Source organism: Actinomadura sp. NPDC000929, assembly GCF_040492065.1.
Lineage (GTDB): Bacteria > Actinomycetota > Actinomycetes > Streptosporangiales > Streptosporangiaceae > Spirillospora > Spirillospora verrucosospora.
Genome location: NZ_JBEUPA010000045.1, coordinates 24031 through 50690, shown reverse-complemented (window position 1 = coordinate 50690; position 26660 = coordinate 24031). Strand labels below are relative to the sequence as shown.

The following is a 26660-nucleotide window of genomic DNA, read 5'->3' as shown; positions in this document are numbered from 1 at the left end:
GCTCGATCGCGCCGAGGCGCTCGACGCGGCGCGCCACCACGTCCCCGTCGCGCCACACGACCTCCTCGGCGGTCTCCACCAGCGGCGCCGCCGCGGACCGCGCGACCTCCTCGTCGATCACCACGGCCTGCCGCACCCGCGCCGACGCCGACCCGGCGGGACGGTCGGCCGCCGCGACCGCGAGCCAGCCGGGCCGCGCCCCGGCCAGTGCCGACCCCTCCGCCAGCTCGGCCCCCGTCCCGGAGGCCATCAGGTAGCCGCTCCCCCGCCGCGCCCGCGCGACCCGCTCCGGGAACGCCAGCGCCACCACGGTCCCCGCGACACGGTCGTCGCCGATCCCCGGCGGGGCCCCGGCGTCCACGGTGAGCGACCTCTGGAGGCGGGCCGCCTCGTCGCGCCAGCGCGCCGCGTGCGGGTCGGCGGGGCGGCTCCGGCCGCGCAGGCCGCGCCAGACGGCGGTGAGGTCGTCGCCCGCCGATCGGGGCGGCGGCTCGGAGAGCAGGGCGACGATCTGCGCCGCGTCGCGGGCGCCGACCCGCGGGGCGCCGTCCAGGAGGGCGCGGGCCAGGCGGGGGTGCAGGCCGACGCGGGCCAGCCGACGGCCGCGGTCGGTGGCGCGGCCGTCCCGCAGGGCTCCGAGGGCGTGCAGGGTGGAGCGGGCGGCGTCCATCGCGGCGGCCGGGGGCGGGTCGGGCAGGGCGAGGCCGGTCGCGCCGGGGTCGCCCCAGCAGGCCGCCTGGAGGGCGAAGCCGGTCAGGTCCGCCAGCTCGATCTCGGGGCGGGGACGGGCCGGGAGCCGGTCGTGCTCGGCCTGCGTCCAGCACCGGTAGACGGCGCCGGGGGCCTCGCGCCCGGCGCGCCCGGCGCGCTGGTCGGCGGTGGCGCGGGACGCGCGGACGGTGGTGAGCGAGCCGAGGCCGCGGGCGTGGTCGGTGCGCGGCTCGCGGGCGAGGCCGGAGTCGACGACCGCGCGGACGCCGGGAACGGTGAGGCTCGACTCGGCCACCGAGGTCGCGAGGACGATCCGGCGGCGCGACGCGGGCGCGAGCACCTCGTCCTGCACGCGCCCCGGCGCCTGGCCGTGGATCTGCAGGATCTCGGCGGGCGCGCCGGCCAGCAGCCCGGCGACGCGGGTGATCTCGCCGACCCCCGGCAGGAAGCACAGGACGTCGCCGTCGCGCTCGGCCAGCGCCCGGCGGGCGGTCGCGGCGACGTGCGCGAGGAACCCCGGGTCGACGCGCATGCCGTGCGGCGGCGGGAGGGGGCGCGGCGGCGGCGCCCAGACCGTCTCGACCGGATGGAGCGCCGCCGCGGTCTCCACGACCGGGGCGCCGCCGAGCAGGCGCGACCACGGGCCGGTGTCGGCGGTCGCCGACGCGGCGACCAGGCGCAGGTCGGGGCGCAGCGCGGCGCGGACGTCGAGCAGGAACGCCAGCGCGGTGTCGGCGTCCAGGTGCCGCTCGTGGCACTCGTCCAGGATCACCGTGCCGACGCCGTCGAGCTCGGGGTCGGACTGGAGGCGCTGCAGGACCACGCCCGTGGTCACGACCTCGACGCGGGAACCGGGGCGGGTCTCGCCGCGGACGGTGACGCCGACCCGGCCGCCGACGCGTTCGCCGAGGAGCCAGGCCATGCGGCGCGCGGCGGCGCGGGCGGCGAGGCGGCGGGGCTCCAGGACCAGGACCCTGCCGGGCGCGGGCGGGGCGCCCTGACCCTGCGCGAGGGCGAGCCCGGCGAGGGCGAGCGGGACCAGGGTGGTCTTCCCTGTGCCGGGCGGCGCCGCCAGGACGGCCGCGCCGTGCTCGTCCAGAGCCGCGCGCAGGGCGGGGACGGCCTGGCGGACGGGGAGGCCTTCGGCGGCGCTGAGGTGCATCGTCCCAGTCTGCCGCGCCGCTCGCGCCCCGGAGCAAACAATTGCAATGAAAAGGGCCTTGAATCTTGCGGTGATAGTTGCACCGCGCCTTTCAGCCAATCTCGGGGGCTCTTCTCCGGTGTTCCCCGAATCGTCTCACCCAATCACACCCGAACGGGCAGGTGAGCAATGTCCCAGGCCCAAGAAGTGGCGCGGAAGTTTGATTTAAGTCACCTCGCAAAGTGTGGCGGGAATGCCGGACCATCCCCATACTGGTGGCGTCTAAGCAGGTGCTGGGAGGACGGACATGTTCGGCAGCTCCATCTACCTCAGGGACCGCCCCGCTTTCACCGGCGGTTCGCCGCAGGCGGTGTACGAGGAACTCTGGCAGCGGGGCCGAAAAGGACGATTGCGGACACGCGCCTTTCTAGCGGCGGCGACGCTCGTGCTGTGCGGGCTGCTCGTCAACGCCGTTTTCGGAATCGCGATGGCCGTTCTGGTGGCGACAGCTGACACGCTCGTCCATTGGCGCATTTACAGCGCGTCGCGGGTGTGGCGCCTCGGGCTGCGCGGCGACCAGCGCATGGACCGGTTCCTGCGCTACACGCTGGAGCGGCGCGGGCACCGCGTGCTGCACGCCCGGACGGTTCCCGGGCACGGCATCGCCGACGAACTGGTGGTCGGGCCCGGCGGCGTCTGGCTCGTGCACAACGAGGCGTGGTCGCCCGGGGCCGAGGTCTCCCAGCACGGCGGCAGGCTCTTCATCGACGGCCGGACGCAGACCAAGCTCGTCCGCGGGCTGACCGCGCGGGCCGAGGCCGCCGCGGAGGCGGTCTCCCGCGCCGCCGGGACGCCGGTGTCGGTGACGCCGGTGCTGGCCGTGCACGGCGGCAAGCTCGCCCGCACGCCGTTCACCGCCGACGGCATCGTGTTCGCCCCGCCGCTGAAGCTGATCCGCTGGATGCGCCGCAACCCGACCGCCGACCGCTCCCCCGAGGAGATCGAGGCGATCGCCCGGGCCGCCGTGCGCGCCCTGCCGGTCGGCTCCCCCAGCTCGGCGCACGCCGCGGCGTGACCGGCCCCTCTGGCAGGAGGACGGCATGACCCACAGACACCTGTGGCCGGAGGGCTCACACGCCGCCGCTCACAGGGCGCCCACCGCCCGCGGGGGTTCCGCCACCTCTGCGGGCGGTGCGGCGCAGCCACAGCAGACCCACGACGGGCAGGATCAGAGGCACGAACCCGTAACCGCGCCCGTAGACGGACCAGACGGTCTCGTCGGGGAACGCGGCGCGGTCGGCGACGCTGAGCGTGCCCACGGCGAGCACGCCCGCCAGCTCCGTCGCGCAGGCGGCGACTGCGATCCGGAACGAGGTCCGGCCGCCCCGGGCCAGGGCCACCGTCGCCACGACGTAGACGGCGGCGGCGACCGCCGACAGCAGGTAGGCGACCGGCGCGTCGGAGAAGCGGGTGGCGATCTGCACCCCCGCCCGCGCACCGGCCGCGAGCGCGAAGACCGCGTAGACGGCGACCAGCAGCCGTCCCGGCCCACCGGCGGTGGCGCCGGGCCGGGCACCGCCGCCCGTGCGGGCCTCGGCGCCGGCGCGGGCGCCGTCGTCCGCGCGGGCCAGCGGCTCCCGGACCGCGGTCTCGGGGACGGGCTCGGTCTCGCGGGCGGTCTCGTGTTCGGGGTCAGGCACCGGTGCCGCTCCACAGCTGGTTCATCCGCACGATCATGACGGCGACGGCCACCCCGGCCACGACGAGCACCGTGGGGCCCCACCGGGTGCGCTCCAGCAGCCCCCACCCGGCGCCGGCGACGGGGATCAGCAGAGATCCCAGCAGGTAGCCGACGAAGGTGGCGGGGCCCTCCGGCCCCTCGCCGCCGGAGAGCTTGACGAAGGCGACCACGGCCTGCGCGACCAGCAGCACCTCCAGGACGCCGAACGCGCCGAGGTCGGCGGCGCCCATCGCCCGGCCGCGCAGCGCCGTCACCAGCGCGTAGCCGGCGGCCAGGAGCGCCACCACGATGGTCGTGGCGGACAGCACGTTCGTCACGGCACCAAAGAGTACTACCGGCTGTAGAGCAACCGCGCCGCCGCCCGGCGGGTCCCGGCTCCGGCGGCGCGGGATCGGGAAGCCGCCGGGCATGGCAGCATGGCGGGCGTGAACGCGCTGCGATGGCTGACCCTGACCCGGCACGGAGAGAGCACCGGCAACCTCGCCTACCAGGCCGTCCTCGGCACCGACGCCGAGGAGGTCGACATCCCCGAGCGGGACGCCGACGTCCCGCTGTCGGACACCGGGCGGGCGCAGGCGACGGCGCTCGGCCACTGGCTGGAGGAGCTCCCCGAGGACGAGCGCCCCACGACGGTGATCGCCTCCCCCTACGTGCGCGCGCTCGACACCGCCCGGATCGCGCTCGCCGAGACGACCTTCGCCGCCCCGCGGATCCAGGTGGACGAGCGGATCCGCGACCGCGAGCAGGGCATCCTGCAGGGGCTCACCCCCCGCGGCGTCCGCGCGCGGTTCCCGGAAGAGGCCGACCGGCTGCGCCACCTCGGCAAGTTCTACCACCGCCCGCCCGGCGGCGAGTCGTGGGCCGACCTGGCGCTGCGGCTGCGCAGCTTCTACCGCGACCTGCAGACCGGCGCCCCCGGCGGCCGGGCCCTGGTCGTCGCCCACGACGCGATCATCGTCATGACCCGCTACCTGGTGGAGGAGCTGACCGAGGCGGAGGTCATGCGGATCGAGAAGGAGCCCGTCGCCAACGCGTCGGTCACCCGCTGGCGCCACGACGGGAGCGGCCTCGCGGCCGTCTGCTACAACGACTGCGCCCACCTCGCCGCCGCGGTGCCGCCTCCTACGGCTCGCCGCTGAGCAGCCGGGCGCTGCGCGAGGTCACGGCGGCCAGCCGCGGATCCCCCGGCGGCAGGACGCCCCGCAGCCGCTCCAGCGCCTCCAGGTCGCCGCGCCCCGGCTCGGTCTGCGCGTAGGCCCACAGCACGTCGGCGCCGCCGCCGTCGAGCACCTGCCGCCGGACGCGCACCGTCAGCTCGTCGCGTTCCGCGCGGACGGCGGGCGCGTCCGAGCGCGGCAGCAGCTCGCCCCCGTACAACCGCACGGCGCCGGCGACGTCCCCCTCGTCGAGCATCCGCCGGACGGCGAGGAAGTCGGCGTCGACGGCGCAGCCCAGCCGGTAGGGGCGGGCGCGCACCACGTCGCCGAACTGGTGGCGGAGCCGGTGGATCTCCGGGCGGACGGTCGCCGCGCTGCCCTCGTCGCCGTACAGGCACAGCGACAGCCGGTCGCCGCTGAGGCCCCGCGGATGCAGCGCCAGCAGCGCGAGGATCTCGGCGTGCCGAAGCGTCAGGTCGAACCGCCGCCCGTCCAGCAGCGCGTGCGGCCCGTCGCCCAGCAGCGCCAGCGTCAGCAGCGGCGCCTCGGCGACCACGGGCCTGGCCGCCAGGCCGCGCCCGGACCGGGCGCCGTCGTCGACCAGGCCCCGCGCCCCCGGGATCCGCAGCAGGAACGCCTCGCCCAGGGGCTCGGCGACGGCGGTGCGGCCGTCCGGCAGCTCGACCGTCCCGCCGGGCTCGGGGACGGCGACGCGCCGGCCGACCAGCCCGCCCGCCGGCGCGGCGAGGATGCGGCCGGTGACGGTGGCGAGCACGCCGGTGCCGCGCAGCCCCCGCAGATGCGGCAGGAGCCGCTCGCGCAGCCGCTGGTCGCGCACCAGCATCTCGTTCTCCAGCCGCGCCTCGGCCAGCCGCGCCGCGGCGGCGACGAGCGCGACGGTCGCCGGGTGCAGCGCCTGCACCGTCGCGCTGACGTCGATGCAGCCGACCACGCGCCCCGAGTCGGGGTCGGTGATCGGCGCGCCGGCGCACGACCAGCGGTGCAGGACGTGCGCGACGTGCTCGGCGGCGTACACGTACTCGGGCCGGCCGGAGGCGAGCGCGGTGCCGATGCCGTTGGTCCCGACGGCGTCCTCCGACCACAGGAAGCCCGCGGTCAGGCCGATGGCCTCGGCGGCGCGGCGGGCGAAGGCCGGGCCCTGCGTCCACAGCACGTGCCCGGCGGCGTCGGTGATCACCATCAGGTGCTCGGTCTCGTCGGCGACCCGCCGCAGCAGCGCCTGGAGCATCGGCAGGTGCGGTTCGAGGGGGTGGACGCCGCGGGCGTCGGCCAGGGAGTCCCGGTCGAACACCAGGGGCGCCGCGTCCATGCCCGCGTCGACGTCGGCGTCTTGGGAGCGCCGCCACGACTCGGCGATCGGCGTCCGGACGGTCCCCGGCTCGCGCACCACCATCAGCCCTTTCTCCCGGAGCGACATCCGGCTCCGTTCGAGCATCGGTCCATCGCCTGGGCGGTGCAACCGATTCGCCGGATCCCGCCTGACCGGATCACGGCACGGTCCGTGACCGGATGATCGCAACGTGCATGCAACGTGGGAGCGCCTACCGTGAGCGGCGCCGGGGAGCCGGAGGACCATCCCGTGGGTCCGCCGTCCCGCACGCGTCCGGGGGGAATGCGTGCGGGACGGCCTCCGCTCCCGGCGCTACGGGGGGAGAACCGACCCATGCTCTGCCTGACGTGCCACCGCGTCCGACCGGCCGCCAGCCGGGCGGACTACACCGCCGAACGCGCCTCGCTCATCGTGCGGCAGGGGCTGTGCGCCTGCGGCGCTCCGCCCGGCCCGCGCGCCTTTCCGGACGAGCGGCCGCCCGTCCGCGAGGTCGCGCGGACCGCCGAGATAAACCGGTGAGTTCACAAAACGTTCACGGTCGATTCGCCTACAGTTTAAGGAGATTCCACCCGCCGGCCCCGGAAGGGAGCGCCATGACCGTGATACCGGGTCTCGTCCGCCGCGCCGCCGCCGAGGTGGAGCGCCATCTGCGCGAGGGCGCCGGCGCCCTCGTCAGGGCCGGTCGAGATCTGGAGCGGTCGGCGGAGATCGTCCTGCTGCTCCCCGCCCTCGTCGAGCGTCTGTCGATCCTAGAGCAGTCGGTCCGCGTCCAGGACGCCGAGCTGCGCACGATCCGCACCGAGCTCGACTCGCTGGTCGGGCAGCTCAACGACCGGCTGCTGCCGCGCCTGGACGAGCGCATGGACGACACCGAGCGCGACCTGGCCGCCATCGCCACCAGCCTGATCCGGACCGGCCGCGAGTCCGCCGGCGACCACGCCCGGCTGGAGGCCACCGAGCGGCGCGTCGCCGACCTGCGCGCCAAGGTCGCGGCGCTGGAGCAGCGGACCGGGCTGTGGCGCGACCTGCAGTCCACCGTCACCCGGTTCGGCGACGACCTCGACGCGATGCGCGCCCGGATGGCGCTGCGCACGGCCGAGCCGCCGCCGGACGCCGCGCCCGCCCCGCTCCAGGACCTCACCGACCGCCCGGCATAAGGGGACATCGGCGGACGTCCTGGAGAATGGGGGCATGACTCAGCCGTCCGACATCCGTCCGTCCGCCGCGCGCGGTTTCGCCAGCGACAATCAGGCGAGCGTCCACCCGGAGGTCCTCGCGGCCCTGGCCGAGGTCAACACCGGGCACCAGCCCGCCTACGGCGACGACGCCGTCACCGGCCGGCTCCGCGAGGTCGTCCGGCGCCACTTCGGCGAGCAGGCCGAGGTGTATCCCGTCTTCAACGGGACGGGCGCGAACGTGGTGTCGCTGCAGGCGATGTCGGAGCGGTGGAGCGCGGTGGTGTGCCCGGAGTCGGCGCACATCAACACCGACGAGTGCGGCGCCTCCGAGAAGATCGCGGGGCTGAAGCTCGTCACGGCGCCGGCCCCGGACGGCAAGCTCACCCCCGAACTGGTGGACCGGTACGCGACGGGCTTCGGCAACATCCAGCGGCGGGAGCCGGCCGTCGTGTCGATCACCCAGAGCACCGAGCTCGGCACCGTCTACACCGCGCGGGAGACGGCGGCCGTGGCGGCGGCGGCGCACGAGCGCGGCCTGTCGGTCCACATGGACGGCGCCCGCATCGCCAACGCCGCCGCGTCCCTCGGCCTGCCGCTGCGCGCCCTCACCACCGACGCGGGCGTGGACGTGCTGTCGTTCGGCGGCACCAAGAACGGGCTGCTGCTCGGCGAGGCGATCGTCGTGCTGAACCCGGGCGCCGTGCGGGGGCTGGCCTACCTGCGCAAGTCGAGCATGCAGCTGGCGTCCAAGATGCGGTACGTGTCGGCGCAGCTCATCGCGCTGCTGGACGGCGACCTGTGGCTGCGCAACGCCGCGCACGCCAACGCCATGGCCCGCCGCCTGGAGGGCGCCGCCCGCGCCGTCCCCGGCGTCGAGATCACCCAGGACGTGCAGGCCAACACGGTCTTCGCGCTCATGCCGAAGGACGCGGCCGAGCGGCTGCGCAAGCGGTTCCCCTTCTACACCTGGGACGAGGCGACCGGCGAGGTCCGCTGGGTCTGCTCCTTCGACACGACCGAGGACGACGTGGACGCGTTCGCCGCCGCCCTCGCCGAGGAGACGGCGGGCTGACCGGCCCGGCCATCCCGATCATCGGGAGCGCCCCCGCCCGCCGGCCGGGCCGCGGGCTATGGTGTGACCGAACAGGATTCGGTTACAGGAGGCGAGCCCGATGGCCAACCGCACCTTCGTCGTCGGCGTGGGCATGACCAAGTTCGAGAAGCCCGGCTCCCGCGACTGGGAGTACCCCGACATGGCCAAGGAGGCCGTCGGCCACGCCCTGGAGGACGCGGGCGTCGGCTACGACGCCGTCGAGGCGGCCTACGCCGGCTCGATGTACGGATCGATGGGCCAGCGCGCCCTCTACGAGACCGGCATGACCGGCATCCCCGTCATGACCGTCATGAACGCGTGCGCGACCGGGTCCAGCGCGCTGTACCTCGCCCGCCAGGCCGTGCGCGGCGGCCTCGCCGACTGCGCCCTCGCGCTCGGCATGGAGAAGATGAAGAAGGGCTCGCTCGGCGCCGGCATGGGCGAGTCCAAGGTCACCATCATCGACCACCACCTGCGCTCCATGACCGCGGGCCGCGAGTGGGAGCTGGACAAGGCGCCCATGCCGCAGATGTTCGGCAACGCCGGACGCGAGCACATGGAGAAGTACGGCTCGACCCCCGACCACTACGCCTGGATCGGCTGGAAGAACCACAAGCACTCGGTCAACAACCCCTACGCGCAGTTCCAGACCGAGTACTCCCTCGACGACGTCAAGAACGCCACGATGATCTTCGACCCGCTGACCAAGCTCCAGTGCTCCCCCACCTCCGACGGCGCCGCAGCCGCGCTCGTCGTCAGCGAGCGGTTCCTGGACGAGCACGACCTGTGGGACCAGGCCGTCGAGATCGCCGGCCACCACATCGCGAGCGACACCGGGGAGAGCTTCGCCGACCACTCCTCCATCCAGGTCGTCGGCTTCGGCGTCTCCCAGCGCGCCGCCCGCAAGGCGATGGACGAGGCCCAGGTGTCCATCGACGACGTCGACGTCATCGAACTGCACGACTGCTTCAGCGCCAACGAGCTCATCACCTACGAGGCGCTCGGCATGGCCGAGGTCGGCGAGGGCCACAAGCTCGTCGACGACGAGGCCACCACTTACGGCGGCAAGTGGGTCGTCAACCCCTCTGGCGGCCTCATCTCCAAGGGCCACCCCCTCGGCGCCACCGGCCTCGCCCAGTGCGCCGAGCTGACCTGGCAGCTGCGCGGCAAGGCCGGCGCCCGCCAGGTGGACGGCGCCCGCGTCGCCCTCCAGCACAACATCGGCCTCGGCAGCGCCTGCGCCGTCGCCGTGTACAAGCCCGCCACCGCCTGACCCCGCGGGACAGGCACAGGGCCAGGGCCGTTCGCCCCGTCCCTCCGCACGAGGCTCGGCTAGGCCTCACGTGGAAGGGCGGGGCGAACCCGTCCCGGGCCGCGCGGCGGCCAGCGGCCGGGCGCGCGATTGTGCGACAAACATTGACATTTGTCTCACAGTCGTTACGGTGACGGTAAGCAACCGCCGGCAGGAGGTGCGATGCCCGCCCCGCCCCCCACGGTCGTCGCCGCCGCCGCCCGCAGGCCCGCCCGCACGGCCGCCCGCGCCCCGCTCGGCCCCGGCACGCTCCTCTGGCGGCACGCCGCCGACCTGCGCTCCCTGCTCCCCGGCGCCGCCGCCGGGCTGATGCAGCTCATGCACCCCGGCATCGGCGCCGGCGTCACCGAGCACTCCGCGTTCTTCGACGCCCCCTTCGACCGGATCCACCGGTCCGTCCCGCAGATCTGGGCGACGATCCTCGCCCCGGACGGCGCCGCCCGCGCCCGCACCATCCGCGACCTGCACCGCGCCATCGGCGGCGTGGACGAGCGCGCCCGCCGGTACCACGCCCTCGAACCCGAGACGTTCTGGTGGGCGCACGCCACGTTCACCTGGGAGATCTTCAAGGCCGCCGAGACCTTCCACCCCGGCACGCTCACCGCCGAGGACCACGAGCAGATGTACGCCGAGACCGTCACCTGGTACTCCCGCTACGGCGTCAGCATGCGGCCCGTCCCCGCCGACTACGCCGCCTTCCAGTCCAGGTTCTGGCACATCTGCACCCGCACGCTCGAACTCACCCCCGCCGCCGCCCGCGCCCTGGAGATCGCCAAGCACGGCTCCGACACCGTCACCCTGCTGCCCGTCGGCGGCCCCCGGATCGACCGCGCCGGGCGGCTCGCCATCGAGCGCCCGCTCCGTCTGATCACCTTCGGCTGCCTGCCGCAGGTCGTCCGCGACCGCTTCGACATCCCCTGGTCCCCGCTCGACCAGGCCCGGTTCGCCGCCCTCGCCCTGGCCAACCGGCAGGGCTACCGCATGATGCCCACCGGACTCAACCACTGGGCCCTGCGCAGCATGCTCCGCTACATCGGCGCCCAGACCCGTCAGGACCGCTACCGCCCGGCCGCCTGAGCGGCGCCTCCCTCCCGCAGGTCACGCAACGTTCTTGTCGAAGGGGTCCGGAGGTCGCATGCGCTTCAGCCGGGTCATCGGACACTGAGGCGTGGAGACGATCACAGCCGGCGCCGTCCCCGCGGCGACCGCCAAGCTCCCAGGCCTCGGCGCCGACGCCGCGGCGCCGTCCCTCGTCCGCCGGATCCACCGGGCCCGCTGGGTGGTCGCCGGACTCCTCCTGACCGTCCTCACCGCCGCCCTCCTGACGACCGCCGGGCCGCTGCGACCGGCCCTCGCCGCCCTCGGCCACATGCGCTGGGGGTTCCTTCCGGTCCTGGTCCTGCTGTCCCTGCTGCACTACGTCTGCTCCGCGGTCGCGCTGCGCGGCGCGGCGGGCCGCCCGCTCCCCCTGGTCAGGACGACGATGACGCAGCTCACCGCGTCGGCCGCCAACCGCGTCACGCCCGGGGGCCTCGGCGCCGCGGCCGTCAACACCCGCTACCTCGTGTGCCGCGGCCTGCCGCTGCCCCGCGCCGCCGTCGCCGTGGCGGTCCTCCAGGTCGCCGGCGTCCCCGCCGACCTTCTGCTGACGGGCGCGGTCCTCGGCCTCGGCGCCGTCCTGGCCCCGGGCGGCGGGAACGACCGGATGCTGGACGCCCTCGGCCACCACGCCTCCCGGGCCGCCGGCCTCGTGCCGCCCCTCCCGCTCCTCATGGCCGTCGGCGTGCTGCTGCCGGCCGCCGTGCTGTGGGGGCGCCGCGCGGTCCGCTCCGCCGCGGCCCGCAGCGCCGCGGCCGGGCTCGCCGACCTGTGCCGCCGCCCGCGCGACCTCGCGGTCACCCTGGCCGCGTCCGCGGGGACCACGCTCGTCCTCGGCGTCGCGTTCGCCCTCGGCGTCCTCGCCGTCCCCGGGACGGCGGTGGGCCCCGCCGACGCGCCGGCGCTCATCGCCGCCTACCTGGTGGGGGCCGCGGCGGGCTCGGCCGTCCCGACGCCCGGCGGCGTCGGCTCCACCGAGGCCGCCCTCGTCGCCGCGCTCGCCGCCCTCGGGATCGCCGCGGGCCCGGCCCTGCACGCCGTCCTGCTCTTCCGGGCGGTCACGTTCTGGGCGCCCGTCCCGCTGGGCATCCTGGCCTGCCGGACGCTCCGGCGGTGACTCCCTCATCGTGCTCGGCACGCGTGCGGCCCTCCCTCGTCGCGCGAGGAAGGGCCGCCGGTCGGGGCCGGAGGCCCGGCGCGGTGCCGGGCCTCCGGTTCTGTGCCGCTACCCGACGACCCACCTGAACCGCGCGGGTCGCCTGGCGAAGTGGCGCCGAGCGCCGGCGCGGTCCTCATCGGCGGAGTCCCCCGCGGCCTCGACGACCGCGCTGACGGCCCCGCCGACGAAGCCCGGCTCGAGATCGCTGCCGAACCAGCCGGAGACGCGGCCCGCGGCGCTCGCCGGCAGGACGACCACGCCGAAGCGGAGAAGGACGCCGGCCTTGCCGAGGAACTCGTCGATCTTGACGCTGCCGCCGCAGACGACGATCCGGCTGCGACCCTTCGCCTTCTTGACGAGCCCGGTGCCGCCGTCGCTGAGACCGCCGTCAATGGGCGCCCTCTCGACGACGCAGGCTTCGCTGGTGACCTCGTCGATGATGACGAAGGCGCGACCGCTGGCGTTCTCGTAACAGCCATTGCCAGCGAGTTCGTCGATGGTGACGGTGCCGTTGCCTTCGTTGTGGACACGGCCGCGGCCGCTGACCTTGCCGATGGTGACGGTGCCGGCCTTGAGGACGCCGTCGCCGCCACCGTTCCAGTTCCGGACGTACCCATGGCCGGTGACCTTGCCGATGGTGACGGTTCCACCACCCGGGTTGAGGAGGCGGCCGCTGTCGGCGACCTCCTTGATGACGAGGGTGCCGAGGCCTGCGTTGCACACCTCGCCAGTGACCTTCTTCACGGTGATGGTTTCGCCACGCGCGGGCGTGAGAACGAAGCTGCCGTCGAAAGGGCACTCCCTGTAGGAGATGGTGCCGTAGCTTTCACGGTGACCCACGATTTCCTCCTGCGTGTTGTTTGTCGTTGACGCCTCCATCCGTGTGGAAGCGCCGTGTAGGACCGTCCAGATCGCGGACGGCCGCGCAAGGCGGCGAGCGGCATCGCCACGGCGGCCGCCTTTACATTGTAGATCAACTACAGGCGGAAGACCCTGCGGGCGTTGCCCGCGAGGAACGCCTCCCGGGCGTCCTCGCCCAGGCCGAGGTCGTCCAGGCCCTTGAGCGCCCGCTCGGCGGTCAGCATCGGGTAGTTGGTGCCGAACATGACCTTGTGGTGCCGGTCCTGGGCCATGTACCGGACGAGCTCAGGCGGGTACCTGCGGACCGTGTACGCGGACGTGTCGATGTAGACGTTCGGGTGCTTCCGGCACACCGCGACCATCTCCTCCGTCCACGGGTAGCCGATGTGCCCGCCCACGATGACGAGCTCGGGGAAGTCGAGCGCCACCTGGTCGACGTACGGGATGGGCCGGCCCGTCTCGCTCGGGCGCAGCGGCCCCGTGTGGCCGACCTGCGTGCAGAAGGGGACGCCCAGCTCCACGCATTCGGCGAACAGAGGGTAGAACCGGCGGTCGGTGGGCGGCAGCTCCCACAGCCACGGCACCACGCGCAGGCCCTTGAAGCCCATTTCGCCCACGCACCGCCTCAGTTCCCGCACGGCCTCCATCGGCTTGCGCAGGTCGACCGAGGCGATGCCGGCGAGCCGGCCGGGGGCCTGCCGGACGAACGACGCGACCTCGTCGTTGCTCACGAGGTCGCCCTCGGGCCCGTACCAGGCGCTGATCAGGCCGAGGTCCACTCCCCCGGCGTCCATCGCCGCGACCGTGGCGCCGACCGGGACCTCCTCCGCCGGCGGCTCCTGCCCCGTCCACCTCCAGAGCGAGTCGAGCATCTCGTGCCGCAGGAACCGCACGGTCCCGTGCTGCATCCACGCGTCAATCACCATGGGGACCTCCCACCGACCGCCATGCGGCCTCGCTCAGCGATTCGACCTGCCCGCCGTCCGGTTCGGGGCACTGGCCGTTCAGCCAGAGCCGGCACAGTTCCTGCGCGGGCCCGAGCCACAGGACGAACGCGGTCACCGCGTCCACGTCGAGCAGCGCGCCGTGCCGCGCCTGCACGCGCCACCAGCTGCGCACCTCGCGGAAGAACGCGCCGTTGCGCTCGGCCAGCCCCGCGCTTCCGGCGGGACGTTCGGTGAACATGAACCGGGCCCGGCCCGGATGCTCCCTGCACCACCGGACGTGGAACGCCACGACCGAGGCCACCGCCTCCCGCGCACCGTCGTGCGCCTTCAGTTCGGCGAGGAAGGCGTCCTGGTACATCCCGATGCTCTCGACGAACAGCGCCTCCGCCACCTGCTCCTTGCCGGAGAAGTGGTGGTAGAAGCTGCCCACGCTCACCCCGCTCGCCGCTCTGAGCCCGCTCAGCGTGGTCCCGGCGACCCCGTCGCGCCCGAACAGCTCCAGCGCCGCCCGCAGGATCCGCTCCCGTCCGGCCTCCGTCATAGAACATTATTCTGCCATGCCAGAACAATGTTCTGTACGGGGGCCTCCAGGGCCCTGCTAGCCTCATGACCATGTCCAGCCCCGAGTCCGACAGACGCTGACTCCCGGGCGGCTCCCCTTCGTGCGGGCCGCCTGAGGCGGGCTGCCTTCCTCGCCCTCGCATTCGAGGGATCTTCTTTCTGCCGTCGCCGTCCGCGCCGACGCCGGACGGCCTTCTCGGCGCAGCCCCCATCGACAGCCGACCTGTTCGCCGTCTCGGGAGTCTCCCCTTGCCTTTCGCCGTCTACGTCCTCGGGCTCGCCGTGTTCGCCCAGGGCACCTCCGAATTCATGCTGTCCGGGCTCGTCCCGGGCATCGCCGCGGACCTGGGCGTGTCCATCCCCGCCGCCGGCCTGCTCACCTCCGCCTTCGCCGTCGGCATGGTGATCGGCGCCCCGTCCATGACCCTGCTGGCCCGCCGGTGGCCGCGCCGCCGCGCGCTGCTGGCGTTCCTGGTCGCCTTCGTCGCCGTCCACGTCGTCGGCGCCCTCACCACCAGCTACGCGGTGCTGCTGGCGACCCGCGTCGCCGCCGCCCTGGCCAACGCCGGGTTCTGGGCCGTCGCGCTCGCCACCGCGACCGCGCTCGTGCCGCCCGCCGCCCGCGCCCGCGCCACGTCCGTCGTGGTGGGCGGCGTCACCGTCGCCTGCGTCGCCGGGGTCCCGGCGGGCGCGGTGCTCGGCGGGGCGTGGGGCTGGCGGGCCGCCTTCTGGGCGGTCGCGCTGGTCTCGCTGCCCGCCGTCGCCGCGATCGCCAGGGCGATCCCGGAAGAGCGCCCGTCCGCGGGCGCCGCCCGCAGCGAACTGCGCGCCCTGGCCAACGGCCGCCTGCTGCTCACCCTCTCCGTCAACGCGCTGTTCCAGGGCGCGACGTTCTGCACGTTCACCTACCTCGCGCCGCTCGCCACGAACGTCGCCGGTTTCGGCTCCGCCTGGGTGCCGGCGCTGCTGGCGCTCTTCGGCGCCGGGTCCTTCGCGGGCGTCACCATCGGCGGACGGATCGCCGACGCGCATCCCGCCGCGCTGATCGCCGCGGGCATGACGTCCCTGACCGTCGGGTGGGCCGTCCTCGCGCTGACGGCCGGAAGCCCGGCGGCGGTCGTCGTGCTGGTGTTCGTGCAGGGGATGCTGGCGTTCGGCACGGGCCCGGCGCTGATCTCACGCGTCCTGGAGCAGGGCTCCGCGGCGCCGACGCTGGCCGGCGGGTTCGCCACCGCGGCGTTCAACGTCGGCGGGACGCTCGGCCCGTGGCTCGGCGGCGCCGCGATCGGCGCCGGCCTCGGCTACCGCTCGCCCGTGTGGGTGAGCGCGACGCTGATGGCCGGCGCGATCGCGGTCCTCGCCGGTCAGGTCTGCTTCTGGAGGGCCAGACTGGCCGAGCCCGTCAGCGCCGGCAGGTAGCCGGAACGGTGGCCCAGCGCGGTCGGGTGGTAGGACGAGCCGATCGGGATCGTGACCGCGTTGAGCCAGTCGTCGCCGGAGCACAGCTCGTGCCCGGAGAACTCGTCCCGGACGTCCGACCACGTGAACCCGGCGCGCCCCGCGGCGGCGGAGACGACGGTGTCGAGGGTGTCGGCGGCGTGGTTGAGCGCGGTGCGCTTGGTGTTGCTCAGCCCCGCGCACCAGTCGACGATGATGTAGAGGCGCGGGTACCCGAGCACCACCACCCGCGCCGACGGGGACTTCGCACGGATCTGGCCGTACAGCGAGTCGAGCTGTCCGGGGAGCGTGTTCTTCATGTAGGTCTCGGCCTGCGTCACCCTGCTCTGGCACGAGGCGTTCGACTGCAGGACGCACGTCTGCATGACGTCGGCGAACCCGGCGTCGTTGCCGCCGGCGGTGATGCTCACGAGCGTCGTGGAGGAGCTGAGCGCGCCGAGCTGGCCGCTGGCGACGGTCGTGGTCGTCGCGCCGGAGCAGGCGACGAACTTGTACGACGACGTCGCGTGCGACGCCGCCCACAGGTTCGGATAGGCGTTCGCGCTGCGCTGGCACGTTCCGCTGTTCGGATCGTAGTTCCCGGCCCCCGTGCCGGACGAGTAGGAGTCGCCGAGGGCGACGTAGTTGGGGCCGGCCGCCGAGGCGGTGCCGGACCCGAGCAGTGAGGCGGCGGCGAAGGTCGCCGCACCGAAGGCGACCAGACTGGGGCGGGAAAGACGCATCGGCACACTCCGGGCGACGTATCGAATTGTGTCTTCCGTCCTATACCCGAAGCGCCTTTACGCCAAGCTCAATTCTGATCAACTTTGTTTGGCATGATTCGCCATTGCCATCCGAAATATCCAGAAAACCGGGCCGGTCGCCCTCAAGATCTGACTACCATTCCGGCACGCTTCCCGGCGGCCCCAGGAGCCCGTCCAGCACCCTCCGCCCCCCGTCCGCCGCCCGCCCTCACCAGCCCGGCGGGCCGCCGTCCGCTGATCGGCGCGGCGGCGGAAGGCGGCACAGCCCTACCCTGAGAGGAATGACCGACACGGGGACATTTACCTATCTCACGGCGATTCGCGACGGCAGAAAAAGCGGATGGGGCGGGACGTCCGAAAGACGTCCCGCCCCATCCGCCTCGGGGCGGCCCGGGCTCAGCCCTTGCGGCCGAGGCGGGAGGCTCCGCCCCGGATCCGATGCCAGGCGGCGCGCGCGTGGCCGTTCACGCCGGCGCTGATGCGGCGGGCGGTCGGGAACTCGGTCCCGAGGAGGCCGAGCCCGGCGAGGATCGCGACGATGCCGGGCCCCGGCAGCACGAGCATGGCGACGCCCGCGACGATCAGGGCGGCTCCGGCCACCGCGACACCGATCTTGCGGAGCAGGCGGACATGCGCGCCGCGGCGGCTCGCGGGCGCCGCGTCGGCGTCCGTCCCGGCACGGTCCATGGCGGTCGTGGTCACATCGTCCCCCGATCTGCGTACACGGCTTTCTTCTGGGACGAACCGGCATGGCGGCGAAGATCCCCGATCCGGCGCGGTGTGGCCAGAGTCACACCCCGTCCCCCGGGGCGGCCGCCCGCCGTCCGCGGGCCGCTAGCATCGCGGGAATGAAGATCCCGTTCGGCGCGCGGGCCCGTCTCGGGAGCCTGGCCGCGCCGGTGTGGAGGCGGCTGAGCGGCCGTACGCAGTGGCGGCTCGCACGGCTCCGGCACCAGACGTTCCTGGTGTACGCGGGAGGGATCGTCCAGGACGAGCGGGGCCGGATCCTGCTGCTCCGCCACCGGCTGTGGCCCCCGTACCGCGCCTGGGGGCTGCCGGGCGGATACGTCGACGCCGGCGAGCGCCTCGAAGACGGCGTCGCGCGCGAGGTCCGGGAGGAGACGGCCCTGGAGGTCGAGGTCACCGCGCCGCCGCTCCACGTCGCGAGCGGGTTCCGGCACCGGGTCGAGGCCTACTACGCGGCCCGGATCGTCGGCGGGCGGCTCGACCTGGACGCGGGCGAGATCCTGGAGGCCCGCTGGTGGCCCCTCGACGCGCTCCCCGAGGAGATGTCGCCCCGGCTCCGCGGCGTCATCGCCTCCCTTGACCTCAGCCGCGGTTGAGGTTGCACCCTGGTGGCATGAGCCTCACCGACCTCGAACGCGACTACCTCTCCACCCAGCGCCTCGGCCGCCTCGCCACCGTCGGGCCCAAGGGCGACCCGCAGAACAACCCCGTCGGGTTCGCCTACAACGCCGAGACCGGGACGATCGACATCGGCGGCTGGAACCTCGCCGAATCCCGCAAATACCGCAACCTCCGCCACAACGACCAGGTCGCCTTCGTCGTGGACAACCTCGTCTCCGTCCAGCCGTGGCGGGTGCGGGGCATCGAGATCCGCGGTCGCGCCGAGACCGCGGTCGCGGAGAACTCCCGCTTCAGCGGCGACGTCATCCGCGTCCACCCGCACACCGTCTTCACCTGGGGCATCGACCCGGGCGCAAAAGGGATGACCAAGCGCGTCGTCGAGTAGCCGCCCGGCTCCGACCGTCAGATGCCGACCTCGTCGGGGCCGAAGGGAGGAAGGTAGATCTCGTCGCTGCGGACCACCCGCAGGCCGGGGCGCGCGGCGGACAGGTCGACCTCCCCCTCCGCGTACAGGACGACCTCCGCGAGCCGGTCGAGCGGCGGCAGCGGCCCGAAGTCGCCGTGGGCGAGGGTGAGGGACTCCAGGCCGACGATGTCCTTGAGGCTCGCCAGACCGTCGACGTCGACGTTGGACAGGATGAGGCGGCGGACGGGGGTGCCGCTGAGCTGCGCCAGATCGATGTTGGCGGCGGGTCCGGCGAGTTGGAGCAGCTCCCACGGCCGGCCCGCCAGCGGCCCCAGGTCCATGCCGTTGTCGTCCCAGAGCAGGGCCTCGGTGACCGAGGTCAGCCAGCGGACGGGCTCGAACGTCCCCACCCACGCGTAGTCGGTCGTGAGCCGGCGCCGCCGCAAGATCGGCTCGGCGGGCGGCGGCTCCTCGGCGTCGGTACCGGCCAGCACCCGCCGCCACACCGGCCAGAGATTCCCCCAGAACTCGTCCCAGACGAACTCCTCGTCATCGTCCACCCCGGCATTGTCGCCCCCGGACGGGCGCACCCGCAAAGCCAGGAGCGAGACGTCCCCAGTCGCGCACGTGCGGGATTTGCACACCAGTCACTTACACGGGCGATACGCGGGTCATCCGAATTCCATACAAGACCATTTCCCATCACCCCTCAGGCCATTGACGGCCAATAGCCGCTACAGGCTCGGAGTACGTGATAAAAATCTGACGGCCGCAACGAGACGACTGTCAGGAATCCTTTGTGGACGAGAAACGCGAGACGCCCCCGCCGTGGTCTCCGACGATCAGCACCGAGTGCCCGGTCGGTGTCGCGCAGCAGGCGTGGATCGAGGCGTCGATCACCTGGTTCGTCCAGGAGTTCGGCCGGGACCCGGTGATGCGGCCGATCGTCCTGCCCCAGCCGGATCTGCGGGCCGCCGGCTACACCGGCACGCCGAAGCAGATCGACGACGTGGTCGCGCGGACCTGCGAGCAGATGGGGATCGACCGATCCGAACTCACCGTGGAACTTTTCGACCGCGAGGACGAGGACGCGACGGCCCGCGACGGCAAGCGCGCGGTCGGGCACTACTACGTCGAGGACGGCCGGGCGGTCATCGGGCTCGACGTGACGGAGGCGTCCGACGCCGCCTACCTGATCGCCGTGATCGCACACGAACTGTGCCATGTCCGCCTCCTCGGCGAGGAGCGGATCACCACCGAACGCAAGGACCACGAACGGCTCACCGACCTCCTCACCGTCTATTTCGGATTCGGCGTCTTCAGCGCGAACGCGGCGCTGAGATTCGGCGAGGCGACCCGGGGCTTCTCCATCCAGCCCCTGGGGGATCTGGACGAGCGCACCCTGAACGCCGCCCGCAACGACGGCTATTCACGTCTCGGATACCTGACGGAGCCCGAATTCGGCTACGCGATGGCCTGCTACGCCTGGCTGCGCGGCGAGACCGACCCGCCGTGGGCGGCCCGCCTGGACCCGGGGCCGCGCGCCCTCCTGCGGCAGGGCCTCGCCTACCTGTCCCGGTCCGCCATGCAGGGCGAGTTCCCGACCCGCCGGACCGGAGACGTCCCGGTCACGGTCCGCGTAACACCGAGGACCGGCCCCGTATGGCGCGGCGGCCTCCACCTGACGGTCCAGCCGACCGCCTGGCCCCCGAGAGCACCCGGCCATCGGCCGACCTGACCCCGCGCGGCCCACGAGGACTGGTTTCAGCGCGCCTCGCCACGCTGGTTCGCCAGCAGTTCCTGGGCCTCCCGCCAGTGCAGATGCGAATGCTCCTTGCCCAATGCCAAATGCTCGTCGCAGAACCAGTACACCTCCGGAGGATGGCCGACCCAGCCCTCCCGATACTGTTCCTGGCGGACCGCCTCCTCTTCAGGGGTGAGCGCGAAGCGAACAGTTTCGAACGACGAGAACGGCACCCCGTCGCGAAGGGTCCGTAGACAAACGAAGCACATCGGCGGCATCAAAGCGACTCCTCAGGTAAGGGGAAACCCTTCCGAACGGTAGCGCCGCAGCGCCCTTGCCTCCTCCGAATGGTCGAGTCCCACCCGCAGGGATGCGACCGTCCGGCCGATGCACCGACCGCGCCGCATCAGCAGGATCAGCAGGCATGAACCGAACTTTTGTGCTGGCGGCCTTTGCCCTGACCATTCCACCCGTGATGGCCGTCCCGGGCAGCGCGACGGCGAGCACGATCGCCTGGCGGGCCTGCGGGGACACCGGCGCCGAGTGCGGGACCGTCACGGTGCCCGTGGACTGGTCTCACCCGGACGGGCGGAAGCTGTCGCTGGCCGTGACCCGCCGGAAGGCGGCCAAGGCCCGAGCCGGCACGTTGCTGTATAACCCCGGCGGCCCCGGAACCGGCGCTGCCGACCTGGTCCGAGACTGGGCACCCCAGTTCTTCTCACCCCGCTTGCGGGACCGGTTCGACATCGTCGGAATCGACCCGCGCGGTGTCGGCGGCAGCGAACAGATCTCCTGCAAGAGGCCCGTGCACGACCCGGAAGTGACACAGTTCCCCAGCACCAGGCCTGAGTACGAGCGCATGGTGGCCCATAACAAGTCGGGAGGGCAGAGCTGCGATCCGCTCATCCGGTACGTCGACACGGTGAGCGTGGCGCGTGACTTCGACGCCGTGCGCGCCGCCCTGGGAGAAAGAAAAGTCAGCTACCTGGGCCGCTCGTACGGCAGCATGCTCGGCACCCAGTACGCGCGACTGTTCCCCGACCGTATCCGCACCATGGCCTTGGACGGCGTCGTCGACCACGGCATGCCGTCCCGCCGCATGGTGGTCGAAGCAGCATCGGCCGTGGAGGACTCCTTCGACCGGTTCGCGGCCTGGTGCGCGCGGACAGCCGACTGCGAACTGCACGGACGCCCGGTCGGAAAGGTGTGGGACGGGCTCGTTCAGCGGGCCGAGCGCCGTCCCCTGCCGGTTCCCGGCGGCCGGCCGCTGACGGCCGAGGAACTGCGCTACAGCGTCTACGCGATGCTGACGCTGTTCCCCGAGTTCGGGCACGGACTCGCGCGCGGCATCGCCGAAGCCGACGGAAACAACGCCTCGCTGCTAGGCCAGATGCGCGACCAGGCACTGTACGACCCGGCGAGCACGGCCGCCTACCGGGCGATCCTGTGCCAGGACATCGACCCGCAGGTGCCTGACTTCGGCGAGTTGCGCCGCCGTGAACACCTGATCCGGCGGCGGGCCCCGCACATGGGCGGGACGTCGGAGTTCTGGGACATGACGACCGGGTGCATCGGCTGGCCCGTGCGCCCGGCCGCCCCCAACGCCCGGTGCACGTCCGCGACGCACCACCCGTCCTGCTGGTGGGCAACACCCACGACCCGGCCACGCCCCTGGCATGGGCGAAAAGCCTGAGCCGCGGCATCCGAGGCTCGAAGGTCCTGGCCTACGACGGCGACGGCCACACCGCCTACCTCCGCAACCGCTGCGCGACCACCGGCATCGACGACTACTTGATCACCGGCACACTCCCGACCACCGATTCCTGCCCCACCGACCCACCGAAATAGGCCGACAGAGCGGCACATGAACGACCAGGGACACAGACCGATCGCAGGCCAGCGCGCCAGGTGCGCCTCACGCGCATGGGCTGTCTAGAGGCCCGCTCGGTAGCGGGTGTATTCGCAGGCGAGGACGTCGAGGGGCATGGACGGCCAGCGGCTCAGCGCGCCCGTGTGGCCGTCGATGATCAGTAGCGGGGCCTCGTCGTCGAGGTCGTCGGCGGGACGGGCGACGAAGCCGTCCGGGAGCTCCTCGATGATCAGCGGGACGGGTCGGCCGCCGCGCCAGAAGTGCGCGTCCGCGCGGCGCCATGCCTCGGCCCGGTCGACCAGCGCCGGGCGGACGCTGTAGGCGGCGAGGACGTGGGCGAGGCCGCGTAACGTCCGGCATTCAGGCGTCCCGCAGCCGCGGCAGACAGGTTCGCCGTGCGGCCCCTCGCCGGGGCGGTGGGAGGCGAGGACGCAGGTCAGCGCGGCGGTGCAGGCGAGCACGAGGCGCCGCGACTGCGCGACGAACTCCCGACTCGCGGAATCGAGGCTTCCAGCCTGAACGAGGGCGGCGTCGACGGAGTGGGGGTCGGCGCGCATCGCGGCGGTCATCGCCGCGTGGACGCGCAGGTGGACCTGGTCGTGCGTCCAGGAGGCCGGCTCGGTCACGCGGCCCACTCCCCCGCGAACACGGCGGTGACCGTCCGCCCCTCGCCATTGCCGTGCCATCCCCAGCTCGCGGCGGTGAGCGAGACGGTGCGCAGGCCCCGGCCGGACTCTGCCAGCTCGGCGGCGTCCAGCGCCGCGGGCTCACCGGGGCCGCCCTGGTCGGTGACCGACACCGCGACCAGGCCGCCGTCCCGCACTACCTCCACGGTGAACATGCCGCCCACCTGGCCGGACTTGGTGTGCCGCAGCGCGTTGACGACCAGCTCATCGGCGGCGAGCAGGACGTCATCGAGGAAGGGGCAGCCGTCCAGCAGGCAACCCACGAACCGCCGGGCGTTGCGTGCCTGCTCGGGCCCGCCGGGGAAGGAGCGCCGCCAATACAACAGCGCCGGCTTTACTACCGGAAGCAAGGTCAGGGACATCAGAGCACCTCGGATCGCGATGGACGTCAGCGTTGCGGATCTGACAGGTCTCCCCCGTCGTCCGCACGCACATCGTCACACTCGGTCGCCAGTCGAGCACGGAGGATTAGAGCTCTACTTGTCCCGGCAAGGGATTCAGCACAAGCGCTGGTCTAATATCCGATCTCCGCACACGCGGAATTCACGCGCCCAGAGCTTGCACGTGCGGGCGAAGCGGCGAGGAAACGCCTTTCTCCTCGACGGCCACGTCACCCGCGTCCGCCTTGCCCGGACGGCCGAGTCGACCCTCGGGCGAACGCTGCTGGACAGTGGCGGCGGGCGGCGCCCAAGTCGTCCACCGTGAGCACCGTCGCCCCGAAGACATGGCGGGTCCAGCACGACTCCACGGCAGCCCAGAACACCCATCTAGGCATGAAAGCCGCACCACCGGAACACTTGAATGACCTGTCTTGGGATGCCACACCGTCCCTGCACGTCCAGAAATGCAAACGGAACCAGCGCGAAGCCCACATGCAGTCACGCGATACGCGCGCCTACTGGATGTGAGTGGATTATCGGCACGTGCAAAGTTCGCACGTGCGCGATTACATAGGGGCCGGTGTGATCCGACGTTGGCCCCGCACGTCATGGACATGCCCGGTGAGCCGTCTGGTCGGCCGGTTCACCTCCCCCCATGGAAAGGGCTGCGAGCGTGGGCTTGGACAATCCCCCCGGCGGGCCGGGCAAGGGCCCCGAGACCCCCGACAAGCCCACCCCGCCACGCACCGAGAGCAAGCCTCCGGCCGACGCTTCCGGCGGATCGCAAACGCCTCGCATAGACAGCTATGTGGCAGCGGGCCAGCCGGTTCCAGGTCGGCCGGAAGCCGGCACCGAACGGCGAGGCGACCGCGAGGCGCAGCCCAACGGATCCTCAACCGATTCCTCCTCCAACGGCCCGGCCGCGGAGAAGCCGCAGACCCCCGGTGACCCGCCGTCCGAAGCCGAAGCGAAGACCGAGAAGGAACCAGAGACCGGCAAGACCGAAATCGGCTCCCAACTGGGCGAAGAGCGTGACCACGACGCCGACCCAACTCAGCCCGACAACGCTGGCGCGGAAGCGGAAAAGCCCGGCCAGGCCAAGCCCGAGAGCCCGCGGCAAGACGAGGGCGAACTGGGCACCGGCGACCGCGGCTCCAAGACCGAGCAGTCCGAGCCAGGCAAGGCGAAAGAGCAGGATGGCGGCAAGGACAACGGCAGAACTGCCGACGACCTTGCGCCCTCCGAGCAGCCGAGCACCCGCCCGGACGAGGCTTCTCAGTTCCCGCCCGGCTCCCGCCGAGCAAGCCTCGCCGCCACCCGAGAGCAACAAGCGGAAACCGCGGAACATTGGCGAGCCATATTCCAGGACACCCAGCCCGCCGATGGCACCGGAGAGGGAACCGTTGGCGGAAGCGGTGACAGCGGAGCTCAGCCGCAGAACGAGAACGCGGGATCGGACGGGCGCGGGCCGGAAGCACACCCCCCAGCCGCTGAGACACCGCCCGGCACTACCGCCGACGGTGGCACTTCCAGCGGCGAGGCGCCCGGCGACGGTGAAGGGTCCAGCGGCCGCGATCAGCCCCCGTCCGGGACCCCCGAAGTAGAGGCGGAGCCTCCAACGCAGGAGGTAACGCGCCCGCAAGATCAGGAGCCCGAGCCCATCCCGCGACTGGACTCCTCTGGCTCGGGCGACGACAGTGGCGACCCGCCGACTGGACCACCAGCAGACAGCGCATCGCCCGCCGACGACCAGCCCCAGGGCGGGAACGACGAGACGCCGCCGGGCTCGGAGGTCGGCCAACCCATCGAACCCGCCGCCGAGGCCGACCCCGCCGTCCCCGAACCCGGCCGCGAAGCATCCCCCATCGGCCCAGAAACCCCAGACCAAGGCAGCGAGACTCCCGAGGCTAAGACTGACGACGGAACTACGGGCGACGAGAAAGACAACCCGAAGCCCGCCGACGAGACCGCGCTCCCTCCCGAGGGAACTGGCGAAAACGTCACGCCCCCAGAAGCTTCCGGTGACCAGAGCGACGGCCATGGTAGAAATGGCGAGGGCGACGGCACCGGGTCGGACCCGGAAGGTACCGAAGAATCACAACCGGAGGTCCGCCGCAATCCCATCATTTCCGACGTGTACACCGACAGCCAAGGCCAGAAACACGTTGAGCCTCGATACGGACGAGAACAAACCGACGAGCCCGGCGGCGAGCCACTACAAAACGAATCAGAGGCTCCAGAACCGGCAGGCCTCCCGACCCGGGAAGACCTTGACCCGGTCGGAGCCAGAGGCGGCGAACCCGGCCGCGGCGAGCTCCGCGACCCCGAGGACGACCCGGCAGGTCGCGACTACAATCGCACCAGCCCGGAGCGCAGGTCGCGAGAGATTGACCTTTACAAGAGATTCTTCGATGAGCCCGATAACACCAAAAGCTCTATCGATGAGTTCACTAAGCCAGCCCTGAAGGGCGTAGAGAAGGTAAAACCGACAGGTCAGCACAGCAGCCCCCACAAGAACCCCGATCAATTCAAGACACCTGATCAGCAAGTCCAAGCAGGCAGCACCGCACTTGGAATCATCGGTGGGGTGATAGTATTGCGGGAAATTAAACGCCGCGCCACTCCAATAGTACGACGAATGACAGGAAGAGAACATGCCAGTAACTGATCACCAAGTGGCCACTTTGCGCGCCCTACTAAAAGGGGAAGGTGAAGAGCATAAAAGATTGGCAGATCAACTCACTCCAGACGAAGCAAACAGCGAATATGCGGCTCTCGTGGCTGGCGCCTTCATTGAAGCCGTCGAACGACGCTTCCTAATAAACGGGAACGCCGCCAAAGAGTCGGAAGTGATCGACTTCGTCGCCAACGTACGGCAAACCGATGACGAAATGGCAAACGTCATCGATCCGCAAATTGCCGAAGGCCTAATACTCTTTCTACTTAGAAAGGGCGAAAAGGTCAATGCCGACAAGAACAAGGTCTTCGGCCACCAGATGGTCCTACTCACCTTCCTGGTCGGACAAGCCCAATACACGGACGCGGAACTCGACGCTTTTCTGGTAGAAGCAAGACATCTCGCTGACCAATTGCTAGCATGATGGACTACTCCGCCATTAAAATCCAAGAGGAGAACATTCTTGCCTTGCGGTCTTTCCTATTGGAAGGGCCGGAAGCGTGGGCACTCCTGGAGGACAAGATTCTGGTGGACGACGAGACGGCAGCCGGATATATGTCGCTGCTCTACGGCGCGTTCCATGTCGCATTGCGCCGACGCTTTTCGCCCACGTATAATGCCGAGGAAATCGTCCGACTCGTAGCCGACATGCGAATCAAGGCTGAGGATGACGAGGGGCTGATAAATCCCTCTGCTGCCGAATCAGTGATCCGCCGTGCCGTTGGCGCATCGCCACTCCAGGAAACTGGGCCAGACGATGCGAAGACCGTGCTGTACGCCCAGGTCTTCATCCTGCTCTACCTCGTCGCTGAGATGGATCTCGATCGGGCTGGGCTGGAGCAGTTCATCGACGAGGTCACCTCCTATACCGAAGAGTGGCTTGCGGCGCGGCGAGACGAAGCCTCCGCTTCGACCCCTTCCTCGTCCTGACGAACGCAGCTGGATGGTCGCCCATCCGCATTGGCCGGGCTCATGGCCCGTTCATGGTGGTTGCGACCGTTGTAGGAGAGCCGTACGG

General features: G+C 72.1%; 30 protein-coding genes. 17 read left to right on the top strand and 13 right to left on the bottom strand.

Annotated elements, in window-relative coordinates:
* A partial coding sequence (locus ABWI04_RS18385) for a helicase-related protein (protein ID WP_353833166.1) occupies window positions 1-1873 on the bottom strand: 1873 nt, incomplete at its 3' end.
* Window positions 1874-2159: 286 nt separating this feature from the next.
* Here ABWI04_RS18385 and ABWI04_RS18380 point away from each other — a divergent pair.
* Window positions 2160-2927: an NERD domain-containing protein gene (locus ABWI04_RS18380; protein WP_345183554.1), complete on the top strand. Its 768-nt coding sequence runs from the start codon at window positions 2160-2162 to the stop codon at window positions 2925-2927.
* A gap of 55 nt (window positions 2928-2982) precedes the next feature.
* On the opposite strand, the gene ABWI04_RS18375 is transcribed toward ABWI04_RS18380, so the two are convergent.
* On the bottom strand, window positions 2983-3390 hold the full coding sequence (locus ABWI04_RS18375; protein WP_353833167.1) for a hypothetical protein: 408 nt from the start codon (window positions 3388-3390) through the stop codon (window positions 2983-2985).
* Window positions 3391-3544: 154 nt separating this feature from the next.
* Window positions 3545-3910, bottom strand: coding sequence for a hypothetical protein (locus tag ABWI04_RS18370; protein WP_345183556.1), 366 nt, complete (start codon window positions 3908-3910; stop codon window positions 3545-3547).
* Between the two features lie 99 nt (window positions 3911-4009).
* On the opposite strand from ABWI04_RS18370, the gene ABWI04_RS18365 reads away from it, so the two are divergent.
* Window positions 4010-4732, top strand: a complete 723-nt coding sequence (locus ABWI04_RS18365; RefSeq protein WP_353833165.1) for a histidine phosphatase family protein — start codon at window positions 4010-4012, stop codon at window positions 4730-4732.
* On the opposite strand, the gene ABWI04_RS18360 is transcribed toward ABWI04_RS18365, so the two are convergent.
* Window positions 4716-6206: a GAF domain-containing protein gene (locus tag ABWI04_RS18360; RefSeq protein ID WP_353833164.1), complete on the bottom strand. Its 1491-nt coding sequence runs from the start codon at window positions 6204-6206 to the stop codon at window positions 4716-4718. The two genes, ABWI04_RS18365 and ABWI04_RS18360, sit on opposite strands and share 17 nt — an antisense overlap.
* Window positions 6207-6434: 228 nt before the next feature.
* Here ABWI04_RS18360 and ABWI04_RS18355 point away from each other — a divergent pair, with 228 nt between their 5' ends.
* The 6 genes from ABWI04_RS18355 (at window position 6435) to ABWI04_RS18330 (ending at window position 11899) form a co-directional block, all read left to right on the top strand.
* The gene (locus tag ABWI04_RS18355; protein ID WP_353833163.1) at window positions 6435-6620 is read left to right on the top strand and encodes a hypothetical protein; all 186 of its coding nucleotides are present in this window, start codon (window positions 6435-6437) and stop codon (window positions 6618-6620) included.
* A gap of 74 nt (window positions 6621-6694) precedes the next feature.
* Window positions 6695-7258, top strand: a complete 564-nt coding sequence (locus ABWI04_RS18350; RefSeq protein WP_353833162.1) for a hypothetical protein — start codon at window positions 6695-6697, stop codon at window positions 7256-7258.
* A 34-nt stretch (window positions 7259-7292) separates the two neighbouring features.
* The gene (locus ABWI04_RS18345) at window positions 7293-8351 is read left to right on the top strand and encodes a threonine aldolase family protein (RefSeq protein WP_353833161.1); all 1059 of its coding nucleotides are present in this window, start codon (window positions 7293-7295) and stop codon (window positions 8349-8351) included.
* 100 nt (window positions 8352-8451) lie between these two features.
* Window positions 8452-9645 (top strand): thiolase C-terminal domain-containing protein, encoded by a 1194-nt coding sequence (locus ABWI04_RS18340; RefSeq protein ID WP_345183568.1) that lies wholly within the window; start codon window positions 8452-8454, stop codon window positions 9643-9645.
* A gap of 201 nt (window positions 9646-9846) precedes the next feature.
* Window positions 9847-10761, top strand: a complete 915-nt coding sequence (locus ABWI04_RS18335; RefSeq protein ID WP_353833160.1) for an oxygenase MpaB family protein — start codon at window positions 9847-9849, stop codon at window positions 10759-10761.
* Between the two features lie 91 nt (window positions 10762-10852).
* Entirely contained in the window at window positions 10853-11899 is a 1047-nt protein-coding gene (locus tag ABWI04_RS18330) for a lysylphosphatidylglycerol synthase transmembrane domain-containing protein (RefSeq protein ID WP_353833159.1), read from the top strand.
* 108 nt (window positions 11900-12007) lie between these two features.
* On the opposite strand, the gene ABWI04_RS18325 is transcribed toward ABWI04_RS18330, so the two are convergent.
* From ABWI04_RS18325 to ABWI04_RS18315, 3 genes are all read right to left on the bottom strand, one after another.
* Window positions 12008-12781 carry a hypothetical protein gene (locus tag ABWI04_RS18325; RefSeq protein ID WP_353833158.1) on the bottom strand — a complete coding sequence of 258 codons (774 nt, stop codon included), beginning with the start codon at window positions 12779-12781 and terminating at the stop codon, window positions 12008-12010.
* 137 nt (window positions 12782-12918) lie between these two features.
* Window positions 12919-13728 carry an amidohydrolase family protein gene (locus ABWI04_RS18320; RefSeq protein WP_353833157.1) on the bottom strand — a complete coding sequence of 270 codons (810 nt, stop codon included), beginning with the start codon at window positions 13726-13728 and terminating at the stop codon, window positions 12919-12921.
* Window positions 13718-14290: a TetR/AcrR family transcriptional regulator gene (locus ABWI04_RS18315; RefSeq protein WP_345183578.1), complete on the bottom strand. Its 573-nt coding sequence runs from the start codon at window positions 14288-14290 to the stop codon at window positions 13718-13720. Before ABWI04_RS18315 ends, ABWI04_RS18320 begins: the two co-directional genes overlap by 11 nt.
* A 269-nt stretch (window positions 14291-14559) precedes the next feature.
* Between ABWI04_RS18315 and ABWI04_RS18310 the strand changes: the two genes are divergently transcribed.
* Complete coding sequence (locus tag ABWI04_RS18310; RefSeq protein WP_353833156.1) at window positions 14560-15729, top strand: Cmx/CmrA family chloramphenicol efflux MFS transporter; 1170 nt, start codon at window positions 14560-14562, stop codon at window positions 15727-15729.
* Here the strand turns inward: ABWI04_RS18310 and ABWI04_RS18305 are convergent.
* Window positions 15675-16490: an SGNH/GDSL hydrolase family protein gene (locus ABWI04_RS18305; RefSeq protein WP_345183582.1), complete on the bottom strand. Its 816-nt coding sequence runs from the start codon at window positions 16488-16490 to the stop codon at window positions 15675-15677. The two genes, ABWI04_RS18310 and ABWI04_RS18305, sit on opposite strands and share 55 nt — an antisense overlap.
* A gap of 417 nt (window positions 16491-16907) precedes the next feature.
* Complete coding sequence (locus tag ABWI04_RS18300) at window positions 16908-17213, bottom strand: PGPGW domain-containing protein (protein WP_345183584.1); 306 nt, start codon at window positions 17211-17213, stop codon at window positions 16908-16910.
* 146 nt (window positions 17214-17359) lie between these two features.
* Between ABWI04_RS18300 and ABWI04_RS18295 the strand changes: the two genes are divergently transcribed.
* Complete coding sequence (locus ABWI04_RS18295) at window positions 17360-17854, top strand: NUDIX domain-containing protein (protein WP_353833155.1); 495 nt, start codon at window positions 17360-17362, stop codon at window positions 17852-17854.
* A 17-nt stretch (window positions 17855-17871) separates the two neighbouring features.
* Window positions 17872-18264, top strand: coding sequence for a PPOX class F420-dependent oxidoreductase (locus ABWI04_RS18290; protein WP_353833154.1), 393 nt, complete (start codon window positions 17872-17874; stop codon window positions 18262-18264).
* A 17-nt stretch (window positions 18265-18281) separates the two neighbouring features.
* On the opposite strand, the gene ABWI04_RS18285 is transcribed toward ABWI04_RS18290, so the two are convergent.
* Complete coding sequence (locus ABWI04_RS18285; protein ID WP_353833153.1) at window positions 18282-18845, bottom strand: hypothetical protein; 564 nt, start codon at window positions 18843-18845, stop codon at window positions 18282-18284.
* A 239-nt stretch (window positions 18846-19084) separates the two neighbouring features.
* Here ABWI04_RS18285 and ABWI04_RS18280 point away from each other — a divergent pair, with 239 nt between their 5' ends.
* Window positions 19085-20023, top strand: coding sequence for a M48 family metalloprotease (locus ABWI04_RS18280; RefSeq protein WP_353833152.1), 939 nt, complete (start codon window positions 19085-19087; stop codon window positions 20021-20023).
* Window positions 20024-20049: 26 nt separating this feature from the next.
* On the opposite strand, the gene ABWI04_RS18275 is transcribed toward ABWI04_RS18280, so the two are convergent.
* The gene (locus ABWI04_RS18275) at window positions 20050-20307 is read right to left on the bottom strand and encodes a hypothetical protein (protein WP_353833151.1); all 258 of its coding nucleotides are present in this window, start codon (window positions 20305-20307) and stop codon (window positions 20050-20052) included.
* Window positions 20308-20453: 146 nt separating this feature from the next.
* Between ABWI04_RS18275 and ABWI04_RS18270 the strand changes: the two genes are divergently transcribed.
* Together ABWI04_RS18270 and ABWI04_RS18265 are read left to right on the top strand one after the other, a co-directional pair.
* Complete coding sequence (locus tag ABWI04_RS18270) at window positions 20454-21722, top strand: alpha/beta fold hydrolase (protein WP_353833150.1); 1269 nt, start codon at window positions 20454-20456, stop codon at window positions 21720-21722.
* Window positions 21638-21877, top strand: a complete 240-nt coding sequence (locus ABWI04_RS18265) for an alpha/beta hydrolase (protein WP_353833149.1) — start codon at window positions 21638-21640, stop codon at window positions 21875-21877. Before ABWI04_RS18270 ends, ABWI04_RS18265 begins: the two co-directional genes overlap by 85 nt.
* 84 nt (window positions 21878-21961) lie before the next feature.
* Here the strand turns inward: ABWI04_RS18265 and ABWI04_RS18260 are convergent, their stop codons facing one another.
* Together ABWI04_RS18260 and ABWI04_RS18255 are read right to left on the bottom strand one after the other, a co-directional pair.
* On the bottom strand, window positions 21962-22525 hold the full coding sequence (locus ABWI04_RS18260; protein ID WP_353833148.1) for an SUKH-4 family immunity protein: 564 nt from the start codon (window positions 22523-22525) through the stop codon (window positions 21962-21964).
* On the bottom strand, window positions 22522-22947 hold the full coding sequence (locus ABWI04_RS18255) for an ATP-binding protein (protein WP_345183600.1): 426 nt from the start codon (window positions 22945-22947) through the stop codon (window positions 22522-22524). Before ABWI04_RS18255 ends, ABWI04_RS18260 begins: the two co-directional genes overlap by 4 nt.
* A 691-nt stretch (window positions 22948-23638) precedes the next feature.
* On the opposite strand from ABWI04_RS18255, the gene ABWI04_RS18250 reads away from it, so the two are divergent.
* The 3 genes from ABWI04_RS18250 to ABWI04_RS18240 are packed head-to-tail and all read left to right on the top strand — an operon-like array spanning window position 23639 to window position 26572.
* Window positions 23639-25633 carry a hypothetical protein gene (locus ABWI04_RS18250; RefSeq protein ID WP_353833147.1) on the top strand — a complete coding sequence of 665 codons (1995 nt, stop codon included), beginning with the start codon at window positions 23639-23641 and terminating at the stop codon, window positions 25631-25633.
* The gene (locus ABWI04_RS18245; protein WP_353833146.1) at window positions 25620-26066 is read left to right on the top strand and encodes a hypothetical protein; all 447 of its coding nucleotides are present in this window, start codon (window positions 25620-25622) and stop codon (window positions 26064-26066) included. Before ABWI04_RS18250 ends, ABWI04_RS18245 begins: the two co-directional genes overlap by 14 nt.
* Window positions 26063-26572 (top strand): hypothetical protein, encoded by a 510-nt coding sequence (locus ABWI04_RS18240; RefSeq protein ID WP_353833145.1) that lies wholly within the window; start codon window positions 26063-26065, stop codon window positions 26570-26572. The genes ABWI04_RS18245 and ABWI04_RS18240 overlap by 4 nt, the downstream gene beginning before the upstream one ends.
* Window positions 26573-26660 lie beyond the last annotated feature (88 nt).